11 protein-coding genes are annotated in these 13,317 nt (G+C 36.3%); 9 read left to right on the top strand and 2 right to left on the bottom strand.

The annotated features are described in order from the left end of the window. The first annotated feature begins 41 nt into the window (after positions 1-41). The 6 genes from WBM60_RS00150 to WBM60_RS00125 all read left to right on the top strand — a co-directional run bounded on the left by WBM60_RS00150 (position 42) and on the right by WBM60_RS00125 (position 7,635). On the top strand, positions 42-3,488 hold the full coding sequence (locus tag WBM60_RS00150) for a DUF4175 family protein (RefSeq protein ID WP_424282611.1): 3,447 nt from the start codon (positions 42-44) through the stop codon (positions 3,486-3,488). After that, positions 3,481-3,900, top strand: a complete 420-nt coding sequence (gene ybeY / locus WBM60_RS00145) for an rRNA maturation RNase YbeY (protein ID WP_424259279.1) — start codon at positions 3,481-3,483, stop codon at positions 3,898-3,900. Before WBM60_RS00150 ends, ybeY begins: the two co-directional genes overlap by 8 nt. Before the next feature lie 7 nt (positions 3,901-3,907). Next, on the top strand, positions 3,908-5,776 hold the full coding sequence (mnmG, locus tag WBM60_RS00140) for a tRNA uridine-5-carboxymethylaminomethyl(34) synthesis enzyme MnmG (protein ID WP_424259278.1): 1,869 nt from the start codon (positions 3,908-3,910) through the stop codon (positions 5,774-5,776). A 16-nt stretch (positions 5,777-5,792) separates the two neighbouring features. Then, the gene (locus WBM60_RS00135) at positions 5,793-6,014 is read left to right on the top strand and encodes a hypothetical protein (protein WP_424259277.1); all 222 of its coding nucleotides are present in this window, start codon (positions 5,793-5,795) and stop codon (positions 6,012-6,014) included. A 6-nt stretch (positions 6,015-6,020) separates the two neighbouring features. Beyond that, entirely contained in the window at positions 6,021-6,851 is an 831-nt protein-coding gene (locus WBM60_RS00130) for a class I SAM-dependent methyltransferase (RefSeq protein ID WP_424276663.1), read from the top strand. Positions 6,852-7,128: 277 nt separating this feature from the next. Further along, entirely contained in the window at positions 7,129-7,635 is a 507-nt protein-coding gene (locus tag WBM60_RS00125) for an OmpH family outer membrane protein (RefSeq protein ID WP_424276664.1), read from the top strand. An 86-nt stretch (positions 7,636-7,721) separates the two neighbouring features. Here the strand turns inward: WBM60_RS00125 and WBM60_RS00120 are convergent, their stop codons facing one another. Together WBM60_RS00120 and WBM60_RS00115 are read right to left on the bottom strand one after the other, a co-directional pair. Continuing rightward, positions 7,722-8,120 (bottom strand): DoxX family protein, encoded by a 399-nt coding sequence (locus WBM60_RS00120; RefSeq protein WP_424263258.1) that lies wholly within the window; start codon positions 8,118-8,120, stop codon positions 7,722-7,724. Positions 8,121-8,172: 52 nt separating this feature from the next. Beyond that, positions 8,173-9,324: an ATP-binding protein gene (locus tag WBM60_RS00115; RefSeq protein ID WP_424263262.1), complete on the bottom strand. Its 1,152-nt coding sequence runs from the start codon at positions 9,322-9,324 to the stop codon at positions 8,173-8,175. 107 nt (positions 9,325-9,431) lie between these two features. Here WBM60_RS00115 and WBM60_RS00110 point away from each other — a divergent pair, with 107 nt between their 5' ends. The 3 genes from WBM60_RS00110 to WBM60_RS00100 all read left to right on the top strand — a co-directional run. Further along, the gene (locus tag WBM60_RS00110) at positions 9,432-10,625 is read left to right on the top strand and encodes a phosphoglycerate kinase (protein ID WP_424263256.1); all 1,194 of its coding nucleotides are present in this window, start codon (positions 9,432-9,434) and stop codon (positions 10,623-10,625) included. A gap of 116 nt (positions 10,626-10,741) precedes the next feature. Continuing rightward, complete coding sequence (locus WBM60_RS00105) at positions 10,742-12,376, top strand: LysM peptidoglycan-binding domain-containing protein (protein ID WP_424263254.1); 1,635 nt, start codon at positions 10,742-10,744, stop codon at positions 12,374-12,376. 10 nt (positions 12,377-12,386) lie between these two features. After that, the coding region (locus WBM60_RS00100; RefSeq protein ID WP_424282610.1) for a DUF4837 family protein at positions 12,387-13,317 on the top strand (931 nt) is incomplete at its 3' end.

The following is a 13,317-nucleotide window of genomic DNA, read 5'->3' as shown; positions in this document are numbered from 1 at the left end:
ATCTAGTTTAACAGGTATCTTGGTATTAAATATAGCAGAATTTGAGCAGTTATAACAACATATTAGATAAACTGAATCAGTTTAGTCGGAAGTATTATACGAAAATACTGATAAAAGGAGGGCTACTTTTTTTAGCTTTTGGGGTGCTGTATTTTCTGTTAATACTTGGAATAGAATACGTGTTCTGGCTTAATTCAGAAGGGCGTTTTATATTGTTGTTACTGTTTTTGGCAGTTGAGGCATTCTTAATCTATTATTATATAGCTATTCCCATTTTCTATATTTTAAAATTTAAAAAGGGAATAAGCAATAAAGAAGCTTCATTATTAATAGGGAAACACTTTGGGGAAGTTGGTGATAAATTATACAATCTACTTGATTTAGCAGAGGACAATGACAGGTCTGAGCTTTTGCTTGCGAGTATCCAACAGCGTTCAGACAGTCTAACAGTAGTGCCTTTTACCAGAGCAGTAAACTTCAAGGATAGTTATAAGTACTTAAAATATGCAACGATTCCTGTTTTATCAATATTGGTGCTATGGATTTCAGGAAATATTGATTCTTTTTTTGGTTCTTATGAACGAGTTATAAATTATGATACGGCTTATGAACCACCAGCTCCTTTTGTCTTCAGACTAATATCCGGAGATTTACAGGTTTTGGAGGACAGCAATTTTACAGTTCAGGTAGCAACGGAAGGGAAAGTTAAGCCAACGGATGTTTATATAGTTGTAAATGGGAAGGAAATCTTGCTTCAAAAGGCTAATGGTTTCTATGAGTATACTTTTAGCGCGCCCTTACTTACGACAGAATTCTTCTTTAAAGCCAACGAGGTTAGTTCAAGGGTTTATGAATTGAAATCTTTGAAAACGCCATCAATACAATTATTTGAGATTACTTTGGATTATCCCTCATATACTAAAATGCCTCCGGACATCCTTAAAAGTACAGGAAATGCAACTTTTCCGGAAGGAACAAAAGTAAGCTGGAAACTTGAAGGGCTTAATACGGAAGAAATAGTCTTAATCAGCAAAGACACTACGATTACATTAAATAATTATCAAAATGTATTCTCACTTAGCAAGACAATTTATAATGAGTTTTATTACGCCCTGGCTACATCAAACAGGAATGTGGCAAACTATGAAAAACTCGATTATCATTTTCGGGTTGTTAAGGATGCTTATCCCTCAATTAATGCGAAGATGGTAGCAGACTCCATAAACCCTAATATGGTCTATTTCATTGGAGAAGCTTCTGATGATTATGAAATAAGATCAATTAAGTTAATTTGCTATGCAGATAACAATGTAGAAGATAGACAAACTATAAGTTTGGGAACACCAAATGCAAATTATAATCAGTTTTATTACACTTTTCCCACAGGTTTAAATCTGGAAGAGGGACGGACTTATTCGTACTATTTTGAAGCTGTAGATAATGACGCAATTCATAATGGAAAGACGTCTAAAACTCAATTGTTTACGACAGCAATATTGGATAGTAACGAATTGAATAACAAAGAATTAGAAGCGCAACAAGCTATAATTAAGGGTATTGATAATACGCTCGAAGAGTTTAAAAAACAAGAAGAATCGCTAAAGGAAATAAATAGAGAGCAAAAGGAAAAGAATAGCTTGAATTTTAACGATCAGATGCAGGTAAAAGACTTCTTAAAAAAGCAACAGGATCAGGAGCAGTTAATGCAAAAATTCAGCAAGCAATTAAAGGATAATCTTGAAGCTTCAGACAAGGAGGATAAACTAAGTAAAATGCTAATGGAACGCCTGGAGCGCCAGGAAATAGAGTCAAAAAGGAACGAAAAACTGTTGGAAGAACTCAAAAAGGTGGCCGACAAAATAGACAAGAAGGAATTGTCAAAGCGACTTGAGGAACTAGGTAAGAGTCAACAAAATAGTAAAAGAAATTTAGAACAACTGCTTGAATTAACAAAGAGGTATTATGTTACAGAAAAGGCAGCACAATTGGCAAAGGATTTAGAAAAATTAGCCGAAAAACAGAATGAGTTATCCGAAACAGAAATTGATAAGATAAGTCCTGATTTGCAAGAGGAAATGAATAAACAGTTCGAGAAACTAGCCAAGGAACTGGAGGAACTTATAAAAGACAATAAGGATCTTAAAAAGCCTATTGATTTAAAGATTGATAAGAATAAGGAAGAGGGAATCAAAGGTGATCAAAATGAGGCCCTGGAAGAATTGAATAAACAAAAAGGGGAGGAACAATCTGCTAATGAAAGCGATCAGGAGAAATCTGCCAATAAAGTAAAACAAAAGCAAAAAGCCGCATCTCAGAAGATGAAGGAAATGAGCGAAGAGTTAAGCGCATCAGGTTCTATGAGCGGAGAATCGACTATTACTGAAGACGCCGAAATGTTGCGTCAGATTTTAGATAATTTAGTTACTTTTTCTTTTAAACAGGAGAACTTATTTGATCAGCTGGAAAGCTCAGACTTTGATATGACAAATTATTCGGGTACTGTTAGAAAACAGAAGGAATTGCGAAATTTGTTTGAACATATAGATGATAGTTTGTTCGCCTTATCCTTAAGAAGAGCCGAACTATCCGAGTTTGTAAATGAACAAATAACCGAAGTCTATTATAATATAGATAAGTCATTAGAGAGCATAGCGGATAATAAAATATATCAAGGCGCATCATATGAGCAATATGTTTTGAATGCTTCAAATAGCCTGGCTGATTTTTTAGCAAACCTCCTTGATAATATGCAGCAAAGTATGAAACCAGGATCTGGATCAGGGAACCCAAATGATGGGTTTCAGCTTCCGGATATAATTAGGGGGCAGGGTGAACTTAAGGATAAAATGGGTCAGATGGGTGAAATGGGAAAAGAGGGAGGTGAAGGCAAAGAAGGAAAGGGCGAAAAGCCCGGTCAAAAGGGACAAGGAGGGGAGGAAGGTAATAAGACCAATAACGAAAATGGTGATAATAACCAAAACGGGGATGCTAAGCCTGGTGATGGAAATAAAGGGGATGAAGGAAATAATGGAAGGACTGGCACTGGCGGTGAAGGAGGCATAAGTGAAGAAGAAATGAAAGAAATTTATGAAATCTATAAAGAACAGGAATATTTAAAACAACAACTGGAAAGACAATTACAAGACATGATAAATGCGGGGGATAAGGGGCTGACTCAAAAACTCGTCAAACAAATGGAGGATTTTCAAAATGATCTTTTGGAGAATGGAATAACCCAAAGAACAATGGACAGGATGAATTTCATTGAGCATCAATTGTTAAAGCTGGAGAATGCGGCCCTGAAACAGGGAAGAAAGGAAGAAAGAGAGAGTAAAACGAATACCAGGCAATATCAAAATCCGGTTTTAACCAGGCCAGCTGTTCTGGAGAATTATAAAAATGAAATTGAGATTTTAAACAGGCAAGCCTTACCTTTGCGGCAAAATTATCAGGAAAGGGTTAGAAGTTATTTTAGAAAGGATGATTAACTATCACTATGAAGGAGAATTTATTCTAGAGAACAACAATAAATATACCAGTTGGATTAAAAATGTTTTAGAAAGCGAAAATGCTCAATTAGGTGAATTAAGCTATATCTTTTGTACAGACGAGTATTTGATTAAACTAAATCAAAAGTATTTGGACCACAATTCATATACGGACATTATCACCTTCGACTATTCCGAAAAAGATATCATATCAGGTGAGATCTATATTTCGGTAGATCGTGTTAGGGATAACGCACTGCATTTTAAGGAAGAATTTAATATTGAATTACAACGTGTAATGGCCCATGGGGTATTACATCTGTTGGGTTATAAAGATAAAACGGAGAAGGAAAGGGAAAAAATGAGGACTAAGGAAAATGAAAAAATCAAAATGTTCCACGTGAAACAATAAGTGAATAATGTTTGAAAAGGAGTATGATGTTATTGTTGTAGGAGGGGGGCATGCCGGAGCTGAAGCTGCGGCTGCCGCCGCTAATATGGGATCAAAAACATTGTTAGTAACAATGAATTTGCAGACTATTGGACAAATGTCCTGTAACCCTGCTATGGGTGGAATTGCTAAAGGACAAATAGTCAGAGAAATAGATGCCCTGGGGGGATATAGTGCAATTATAACAGATAAATCAGCTATTCAATTTAAGATGTTGAATAAATCTAAAGGCCCCGCAATGTGGAGTCCAAGGGCGCAAAATGACAGGATGCGTTTTGCTGAAGAATGGAGACTTGCCTTAGAGAAGACGCCGTTAGTTGATTTTTACCAGGAAATGGTTAATGGATTACTTGTAGAGGGTGATAGAGTGACAGGTGTTAGAACTTCATTGGGGGTAGATATAAAATCCAGAGCAGTAGTGCTTACAAACGGTACATTTTTAAATGGACTGATACATATTGGGGATAAGCAATTCGGAGGCGGCAGAGCAGGTGAAAAATCAGCTACAGGAATTACAGAACAATTGACTGATTTTGGATTTCAGAGTGGTCGTATGAAAACAGGTACGCCTCCTAGGGTAGACGGGCGATCTTTAGATTACACCAAAATGATTCCACAACCGGGGGATCATAATCCGGAAAAATTTTCATTTTTAGAATCTCATACTTTAAACGAACAGCGTGATTGTCATATGACCCACACCAATAGCATGGTACACGAGTTATTAAAAGAAGGTTTTGACCGATCACCAATGTTTAATGGAAGAATTAAAAGTATTGGCCCGAGATATTGTCCATCTATTGAGGATAAGATTAATCGGTTTGCCGATAAAGACAGTCATCAGATCTTTGTTGAACCTGAAGGATGGCATACAGTCGAAGTTTACGTAAATGGATTTTCAACTTCACTGCCGGAAGATATACAGTACAAAGCTTTAAAATCGGTAGTTGGGTTTGAGGGTGTAAAATTTTTCAGACCTGGATATGCTATAGAGTATGACTATTTTCCACCTACCCAGTTAAAACATACATTAGAGACCAAACTGGTGCAAAATCTTTATTTTGCCGGACAAATTAATGGCACCACCGGTTATGAAGAAGCGGCATCTCAAGGCATAATGGCCGGTATAAATGCACATTTAAAGATTAATGAAAATGATCCTTTTATTTTACAAAGGGATGAAGCGTATATTGGCGTTTTAATAGATGACCTTATTACTAAAGGCACAGAAGAACCTTACAGGATGTTTACCTCAAGGGCAGAATATCGTACCCTGCTAAGACAGGATAACGCAGATCTTAGGCTCACTCCAAAAAGTTTTGAAATAGGACTGGCCAAAGAAGACCGTCTTATTGCTATGAGGGAAAAGGAAAAAAAGTCTAATGAGTTTATACAATTTTTCAAAAATACCAGCTTTAACCCGGCACAGATCAATCCAATTTTGGAGGATGTGTCTTCGGCACCGGTGAAACAGTCGGATAAAATGTTCAAAGTATTTTCCAGACCCGGAGTCACAATGTCTCATATGTTAAAACTGGAAAAGGTTTCGAATTATGTAGATACTAATGACTTAAACAGAGAGGTATTGGAGCAGGCTGAAATCCAGGTAAAATATGCTGGATATATTGCTAAAGAAAAGAATAATGCAGATAAACTTCAACGCTTAGAAAATATCAAAATTCCTCAAAACTTTGATTATAGTAAGTTAAAATCCCTTTCTTTTGAGGCCAGGGAAAAACTATTAAGTATACAACCTGCTACAATTTCCCAGGCCTCCAGGATAAGCGGGGTTTCTCCAAGCGATATAAGTGTTTTGCTGGTGTATATGGGGAGATAGACAAAGATTGTTCCACGTGGAACAAATAGCAGGGAAGGCGATTAGTATTCCGGAATGGTTTGTCTCTTATTTAGCCGCCAGAACAAATAGTATAGCTCAATTTAATACTGGGAAAACATGCTTAAAACCCAAAAATTTATTGGGTGTTAGGGGAGGCAGACTTAATGAAGTTTCGTTTTTTCAAGACCGTGTTTTAGACTATCTTCGAATTGCAAAAAAAGATTTTAGGCGATATTAATTGAAAATGAAGAAATTTTTAAAGACCAAAGATTTTTCCGTTTCCGGGGAAGAATTTGAATTAATATTGGACTCGGAATTAAACATGCTAAGGACCTACCCGCAGCCTAAGGACCTGGATAATTATTATAATAGTGAAGCATATATTTCTCATACGGATTCCGCAAAAACTTTAGTTGAAAAACTCTATCAACATATTAAAAAGTACAATCTCAGAAAAAAAATTAACCTGATAAATAAATATTCCACCTCAGACAAAACACTATTGGATATTGGAGCAGGCACTGGTTCTTTCCTTGAATCTGCAAAAGATAAGGGCTGGGATGTATATGGAATAGAGCCAAATAAAAAGGCAAGGGACTTGGCATTAAACAAGGGATTGAAACTAAAAGAAAACATCGATCTTCTGGAAAAACAAAATTATCAGGTAATCACTCTTTGGCATGTACTTGAACATTTGCCTGATCTGGAATTACAGATAAACAGAATAACATCACTGTTAAATAAAGATGGGACTTTGATCCTTGCAGTTCCAAATTTTCAATCTTATGATGCAGGGCATTATAAGGAATATTGGGCAGCTTATGATGTTCCCAGACATCTTTCGCACTTCTCACAATTGTCTATTAGAAAGCTTTTTGCTAAAAACGGAATGAAGGTAATAAGAACAAGGCCCATGATATTCGATTCCTTTTATGTCTCTTTACTTTCCGAAAAATATAAACACGGCAAGGGGAATTTTATAAGAGCATTTTTGGTTGGGCTCAAATCAAATATATGGGCATGGAAGACAAAAGAGTATTCATCGCTTCTTTATATTCTTAAAATGGATAAATAAGCGTTTTAAAGCGATTTAAGCGTATATTATTTAAGTCGGTATTGTTTCTCTCAATGGTCTTGAATTTTATCAATTATAAGGCATTAAGCAAGCGCAAAAACAATAGATAAAACACCTGATTTGTTTAAAATATCATAAACAAAATCTATTATTAATTTAGTCTGTAAAGAAGAAGAACTTATTCTCTTTTTTAAGAGTAGCCAGGCTAATTATTGAATAAAAATCAAATCATTACAAAAACCTTTACTATTTTTGCCGAACAAAATTTAAGGACCACATGAAGAAAATAGTTTTAGCAATTATTTTAATCACAGCAGTAGCTTGTGAGCAAAATAAAATTGGCTTTGTTGATAATGTAAAATTGATGGATGGTTATCAGGAAAAAATTGATATGGAAGCCAGATATAAAATTAAAGCAGAAGCACTAAATAAAAAAAGAGATAGTATTTCTCAGGCGTTTCAATTGGAAGCACAGGCTTTTCAAACCAAAGCGCAAAGCATGCCTCAAACTAAAGCTCAGGAAGAGTATGGGTTGTTGCAACAAAAGGGTCAGTTTATAGGCCAACAATTACAGCAGGAAGAACAACAAATGCAATCGGAAGGTCAAGTCGAAATGGATAGCTTAATAAATAAGGTAAAAAAGGAGATTAATGGCTTTGGAAAAAACAATGGCTTTACTTATATCTTAAGCGGAGGAGAGGGTGGCAGCGTGCTATATGGAACTGACGCCAAGGATCTTACACAGGACATTCTGAAAATTCTAAACGAGAAATATAAGAACTAATATCTGGGATTAATTTAGCTATAAAGCGCTCGTAAGAAGATTTATCTAAAACCAAAAGAATAGTTAGTCTGGGAATTAATTTTGATTTAAGGCTGAAGTAGAAAAACAAGGAAAACAGCCGGAATAAAATAAATTGCAATAGTTCTTGCTCCATCATAATCCTTTGCGATTCTTTGTCCAAACAGCAACATTAGCAATGCTATACACGACAAGATTGCCCCATAAAGCGCAATGGCACCTTCTCCAATAAAGATTAGTTGATAAAGCCCTACAGTACATAAAACCGCCGCAAGCATTTCTGTAAGAAGTATGGTAGCCAGCAGGAATGGAACAAGTCCTTTTAATGGCGTATCCATAAAATGACCCTGCAACCAACCCAGATTTCCTTTCCAATCAATTATTTTGTCAATCCCGCTTTGAAAAAAGGTAATTATCAGAAATAGTAAGATTAAAATAGCGGCCGAATTATTCAGAATGTTTTCCATAATATATTATATAACAGTTTTATAATCAAGCATTTGGAATATATTATAATGATTAGGCAGCTCGTTTATGCAATAAACGAGTTAGCCTTATGGATAAATCCGTCAGTATAATTTTTGAATTCCCATTGCGCTCTATATGATAAATAGCTTCTTCCAATTCGTCTACTATAGACAAAATATTTCTTTCGTGAATAAAAGGGGCAAATTTCTCAAGTTGAAAGCCGTCAATATGAATACGCATATAGACCAATTCTTTGACATTATAATTCAATAGCATGGCCTGTCTCATTACTGCCAGGCAATATTTTAAAAATTTTTTCTGAGTTTCTCTTCCGGTTTTGGCAACTTCTTCACTCCAGAGAATTAATTCATGAATGGCTGCCTTATTGCCTTTTGCTTTAAAAGCACTTCGAACCCATTGCACAAACCACTTTTCAAAAATTAGATCTTCAGAATCTTTGTTCATAAGATCCATGGCTTTGTTAAAATTTCCGTTCGCTTCATGGGCAACTCTCAACGCTTCTTCTCTCATTAATCCTTTTTCTATCAATGCTGCAGCAATCGCCTCTTCAGATAATGGCGGAAAGTGTAATACCTGACATCTGGAACGTATCGTTTGTAGGATCTGTTCTTCGTCCTCGGCAATAAATATAAATACAGTTTTATCAGGAGGCTCTTCAATTAATTTTAGCAGTTTATTTGAAGCGGCAATATTCATTGTTTCTGCCATCCAAAGAACCATAATTTTATATCCCCCTTCATAAGATTTTAAGGAGAGTTTTTTTACTATATCCTGAGCTTCGTCAACTCCGATTTGCCCTTGTTTTTTTTCAATACCAATAAGTTGGTACCAATCAAAAAGATTTCCATAAGGCTGTTCTTTTACAAATTGCCGCCATTCTTGCAAATAATTATTGCTAACAGCATGAGATTTTACTTTATCTGAATTGGATACGGGAAATGCAAAGTGTAAATCCGGATGGGATAAAGAATTACATTTCAGATTACATGAATCTTCTAGTGGAATGTTCTCACCCCCTGAATTCTTACACAACAAATATTGTGCATAAGCCAAAGCTGTTACAAGCGTGCCACAACCCTCCGGTCCTACAAATAATTGTGCGTGCGGTATGCGTCCTGCATCAGCACTTGACCAAAGATGATTTTTAATATGAGAAAGCCCAAGAATATCCTTAAATAACATACCTTCAAATATAGGACATTTGATCATCTAACAATAAATTATTGGAGTCGCCTTTAACTGAATTGTAATAATCTTTACATTTGCCATTCTCTAAACAATTATTCCTAATGATAACAGTAGATGATTTTAATTTTAAAAACAAAAAAGCTTTAATTCGGGTAGATTTTAATGTTCCGTTAGATGGGGATTTCAATGTAACAGATTCGAATCGAATTGAGGCGGCCAAACCAACAATAATTAAAATCCTGGAAGACGGTGGAAGCGTAGTTCTTATGAGTCATCTTGGGCGACCTAAAGGAGAGCGAAATTCTGCCTTATCATTATCTCATATTTGTGATAAAGTATCGGAAGTCATCGGTGTTGAGGTGAAGTTTGTAGATGATTGCGTAGGAGAAAAGGCCGAAAGAGCGGTAGCAGAATTAGAAAATGGAGAAGTGCTTTTGTTAGAAAATCTTCGCTTTTATGCTGAAGAAGAAAAAGGAGATGCAGCCTTTGCAGAACGATTGTCACACTTAGGAGATATCTTTGTCAATGATGCTTTTGGCACAGCCCACAGAGCTCATGCGTCTACGACCATAGTGGCAGGTTTTTTTCCTGATAAAAAATGTTTTGGATACCTGTTGGCAAAAGAAATCAAGGCTATAGATAAGGTTATGAAAACAGGAGAAAAACCTGTTACAGCAATACTAGGAGGTGCTAAGGTCTCCTCTAAAATCACCATTATTGAAAACATCCTGAGTAAAATAAATCATTTGATTATAGGGGGTGGGATGACCTATACTTTTATAAAAGCACAAGGGGGTAAAGTAGGAAATTCAATATGTGAAGATGATAAAATGGATCTTGCACTTTCCATACTTAAGAAAGCCAAAGAAATGGGAGTTCAGGTTCATCTTCCCGTAGATGTTATAGCTGCTGATGCCTTTAGTAACGATGCAAACACTAAAATTGTAGCTGTTGATAATATCCCTGATGGTTGGCAGGGATTGGATGCCGGTCCAAGGACTTTAGAGATCTTTAAAGAAGTAATACTAGCTTCCAAAACAATACTGTGGAATGGTCCTGTAGGCGTTTTTGAAATGGAGAGCTTTGCCAAAGGCACTATATCCGTCGGTAATTTTATTGAAGAAGCTACGAGAAATGGGGCATTTTCGTTAGTTGGAGGAGGAGATTCTGTCGCTGCTGTAAAACAATTTGGGTTTGAAGATAAAGTAAGCTATGTATCTACTGGCGGAGGCGCCATGCTGGAAAGCCTGGAAGGTAAATCGCTACCCGGAATTGCTGCAATATTAGAGGCTTAAAGCCGTTATCGATTAACGGGTGTTTTGTTTTTTAAAAATAGTTTAGGAAGCATTATTTTAATGTTTCATAAAAAAATGCGATTTTCGCTTACACCCTTCGGCCAAATATCAGATTTATGACTGCAATTAGAGAAATCATTCTTTACATTTTTCTTCTTGTTTTTGTTGGGCCATTGCTGGCACAAAAACAAGACACACTTCCTATTTTGGATGACGCATCCTCAATAAATAAATCGACGAATGAAAAGGTTGAAATAATCCAAAAACCAATTAACCTCAATGCCGTATTCAAGGAAACCTTGACAAAAAAGGACAATTCAATTGAATCCACGACGATAAGTGAAGACTACAGCCTTAAGGATAATACCAAAGCTGCTGAATATGACAGCTTATGGATGAAGGAACTATATGAAAACGCAAGCCTCTATGATGAAATGTATAATTATGTCTCAAATCTGGAAACAGACTCTTTAAAAGAGCGCACCATTGATACTGATGTATTAAAGGAACGATTAGAATTACTTAATCAGAAAACTCCATTTAATATTGCATATAACCCCTCATTGGAAAGAGTAATACAGTCTTTTTTGTTACGGAAGCATGAATTTATGGAACGAATGATTACGGCAAGCCAGTTTTATTTTCCCATGTTTGAACAGGAATTGGACAATTACAATATTCCTTTGGAAATAAAGTATCTCGCAATCGTGGAATCTGCGTTAAACCCCAGGGCAAAGTCAAGAGTGGGTGCTACGGGTCTTTGGCAATTTATGTATAGCACAGGCAAGATGTATGGTTTGGATGTAAGTAGTTATGTGGATGAGCGTAGCGACCCTATTAAATCAACAGCAGCGGCATGTAAATATTTATCTAAACTTTATGAAACCTTTGGGGACTGGGATTTAGCTTTGGCGGCATACAATTCGGGCCCCGGCAATGTAAATAAAGCTATTAGAAGATCGGGTGGTTATACGAATTATTGGAATATTAGAAGGAATCTTCCCAGAGAAACTGCAGGTTACGTACCGGCATTTTTAGCGACTATGTATTTGTTCGAGTATGCAAACGAACATGGAATAAAGTTAAATAAGGCTGAACGGCCTTATTTTGAAACGGATACTGTTCTGGTTAAAAAGCTTATTACGTTTGATCAAATTTCAAAACTGGTAGGCGTAAGTAATGAAGAGTTAAAAGTTCTAAATCCTTCATATAAACTAGACATTATTCCTAAAATAAAAGGGAAAGAATATTCCTTACGACTCCCTAAAGATGCTATAGGCAAATTTGTAGCCAACGAGGCAGCTATTTACGCATTTGCAGAAAAAGAAAATAAAAGCAAAGAAAGCACCTTGCCGCAATTGGTTACAGCTGAGGACAGAATTCGATATAGGGTCAGAAGCGGGGATTACCTGGGCAGGATAGCCGAACGCTATGGCGTTGGAGTTAGCCAGATTAAACAATGGAATGGCCTTAGAACTAATAATTTAAGAATTGGTCAACGACTCACGATTTATCCCAGAAAGCCGGTAACCGTGGTTTCTTCTAATAATAAAACACCTATAAAATCTACTCCTACAGTTAGTTTTTCAGGCGATTCTAAAGTTCACACTGTAAAAGAAGGCGATTCATTATGGACGATCTCCAGAAAATATCCCGGAATTACTATTGAAAAATTACGACAATGGAACGGTATTAGCGGTAACAATCTGCAGCCAGGCACAAAATTGAAACTGTGCGATTGTTCATCCTAAAATGAATCATATGAAATACTTTGGAACGCTATTTTTATCTCTCTTATTATTAGTTTCTTGTAACGACAAAAATAAAAAGACCTATAAACCTGTGTCGGTTGGCGCAATAAATTCGCTCGCTGTGGTAATGGATAACCAACTTTGGGAAGGTAAGGTGGGTGATAAAGTAAGAGAGCATTTTGCAGCACCTATACTAGGACTTACCTGGAACGAACCCCAATTTACTATAGAACATATGCCCCTTCAGGTATTTACGGGGATGACACGCCATAGACGTTCCGTTTTGTATGTTAGTTTAGACAGTCTGGATTTGGCACATATAAAAACCGATTTGTACGCAACACCTCAAAAGGTTGGCGTAATAAAAGGGAGAACAGAAGAAGAGCTCATCAATAATCTGGATGCCGGGGCTGATGAAATCATTGCGTCTTTCAAAAGCACAGAAATGAAAGAAGCCCAAAAAAGATTTTTACGCTCGCTGAATAAAGACACAATATTACAGTCCAAATTTGACATTTCACTTAGGCTACCATCAATTTATAAGGTGGGGAAAGAAGAAGATAATTTTATTTGGATAGATCGTGAAATTCCTAAGGGGACTATGAATATTATTGTGTACGCTATGCCCTGGGAAAGTTTTGAAAATGATTCTACTTTCGTGAAAGATATTGTAAAGATGAGAGATTCTATTGGCAAAAAGTATATCCCTGGACCTGATATTCCTAATAAAACGACCTATATGGTTACTGAGAAGGCATTTGCTCCTTACGTTTTCCCGGCGGAGATTTCCGGAAAAAAAGCGGCTGAAGCCAGAGGGATATGGGAAATTCAAAATTATCCTATGGCAGGTCCTTTTTTGACCTATATTATAAATGACAAGGCAAATAATAGAAAATTGATCCTGGAAGGATTTACTTTTGCTCCCGCAACCAACAAAAGAG

Origin of the sequence: Eudoraea sp. (assembly GCF_049669105.1) — a bacterium.
GTDB lineage: Bacteria > Bacteroidota > Bacteroidia > Flavobacteriales > Flavobacteriaceae > Eudoraea.
This window is presented reverse-complemented; position numbering and strand designations above follow the sequence as displayed.

Bases quoted from the DNA above. Each gene is read 5' to 3' on its own strand.
- ybeY (WP_424259279.1), top strand. From the start codon at position 3,481: ATGATTAACTATCACTATGAAGGAGAATTTATTCTAGAGAACAACAAT.
- mnmG (WP_424259278.1), top strand. From the start codon at position 3,908: ATGTTTGAAAAGGAGTATGATGTTATTGTTGTAGGAGGGGGGCATGCC.
- WBM60_RS00130 (WP_424276663.1), top strand. From the start codon at position 6,021: ATGAAGAAATTTTTAAAGACCAAAGATTTTTCCGTTTCCGGGGAAGAA.
- WBM60_RS00125 (WP_424276664.1), top strand. From the start codon at position 7,129: ATGAAGAAAATAGTTTTAGCAATTATTTTAATCACAGCAGTAGCTTGT.
- WBM60_RS00120 (WP_424263258.1), bottom strand. From the start codon at position 8,120: ATGGAAAACATTCTGAATAATTCGGCCGCTATTTTAATCTTACTATTT.
- WBM60_RS00115 (WP_424263262.1), bottom strand. From the start codon at position 9,324: ATGTTATTTAAGGATATTCTTGGGCTTTCTCATATTAAAAATCATCTT.
- WBM60_RS00110 (WP_424263256.1), top strand. From the start codon at position 9,432: ATGATAACAGTAGATGATTTTAATTTTAAAAACAAAAAAGCTTTAATT.
- WBM60_RS00105 (WP_424263254.1), top strand. From the start codon at position 10,742: ATGACTGCAATTAGAGAAATCATTCTTTACATTTTTCTTCTTGTTTTT.